This is a genomic window from Frankia sp. AgKG'84/4 (assembly GCF_023242965.2).
Taxonomy (GTDB): domain Bacteria; phylum Actinomycetota; class Actinomycetes; order Frankiales; family Frankiaceae; genus Frankia.
The window spans coordinates 1-1,086 of sequence record NZ_JALKFU020000796.1 but is presented as its reverse complement, the minus strand read 5'-3'; the positions used below and the strand labels follow the sequence as shown (position 1 = coordinate 1,086).

The following is a 1,086-nucleotide window of genomic DNA, read 5'->3' as shown; positions in this document are numbered from 1 at the left end:
GCCCCGGGCGGTGGTGTTCTCGTCCGGGACCGCCGCGGACCGGTCTGGTACCCCGGTGCCGCCGTCCGAGGCACGGCCGGCCCGCGCGGTGCGGCGATGGCTGTGGCTGTGGCTGTGGCCGGAAGCGGCCGGCCCGGTCGGAGCCGCGCAGGTCGCCGGGACACGCCTGGCGGAGAAGATGGGGCTGGTCGAGGAAACGAATGTGGTCAAAGGAACCCGGGTTGAGGTGGCGACGGTTGCCGGCCGCCGCGAATTCGTGGAAACAGGGTCCGGGAGGGGGCCTTTGCATGCGGTGCCCAAGGCCCTCTCCCGGTGTGCCTCACCGCCCATGAAGGCCCGCGTGGCGACTCGCCCTCGGCATTGGGTAGTCGGGTGCGGGCGGGGCAGCAACCCTCGGCGGAATCCGCTGTCCCAGGAGGTGGACCCCGTCGCTCTCACCAGGTGTCCTCCTCGCCTACGGATGCTGGGACGCGGGCTGCGCGTCCGCCGGTGGACACATCACACCGTGCTGGGCGCATCAGGAACAGACCGCAACAACTTGGTGCGGCCCCGCACCGTGCCGTTGCACCGTTTTCCGGTGGTCTGCGCGGCCGGAGCCGGCGGCGGGCCGTGATGGCCGGCCTTCACAGCAGCGTGATCCTCTCCGCTCCGGCGTCGAAATGCCCCAGCGGGCGGATGACGGACGGGCTGGCGGCAGGAGATGGGACGTACTGTCCAACTGGGTACTCTTGCGGCCGTGGGGGTGGATCTAGGATCCGAGCGCGGTGGCAGGCGGGTCGATCGCGCGGCGGCGGCGGTTGGTCAGGCCCGGCAGGAGCTCGTCGCCTGGTCGGTCGTCGTGGACGCCGTGCGCGCCGTTGACGATGGCCGGCCGGACCTGGCCGAACAGTGGTCGTCCTGGCACGGAGAACTCTTCGCGGACGCCTTCTCGGCGGTGATGATCGCCGACGCGGCGGTCTGGGCGGTCGACGAGCTGGAGCACGGCGGTCCCGACCGGCTCGAGGCCCCCTCCGCGCCGGGCCAGCCGTACCCACCGCCGCTGGTTCGCCGGGCGCTGCTCCGCGAGCTCGCGCGCCGGGTCCGCGG

At 72.8% G+C, this 1,086-nt stretch carries 1 protein-coding gene and 1 pseudogene; one reads left to right on the top strand and one right to left on the bottom strand.

What is annotated here, in order from left to right; all coding sequences use genetic code 11:
• On the bottom strand, positions 1–210 hold a 210-nt coding region (locus MXD58_RS25285; protein ID WP_250610161.1), incomplete at its 3' end, for a hypothetical protein.
• Between the two features lie 532 nt (positions 211–742).
• Between MXD58_RS25285 and MXD58_RS25280 the strand changes: the two are divergent.
• Positions 743–1,086, top strand: a pseudogene (locus MXD58_RS25280) (hypothetical protein); the annotation flags it as partial.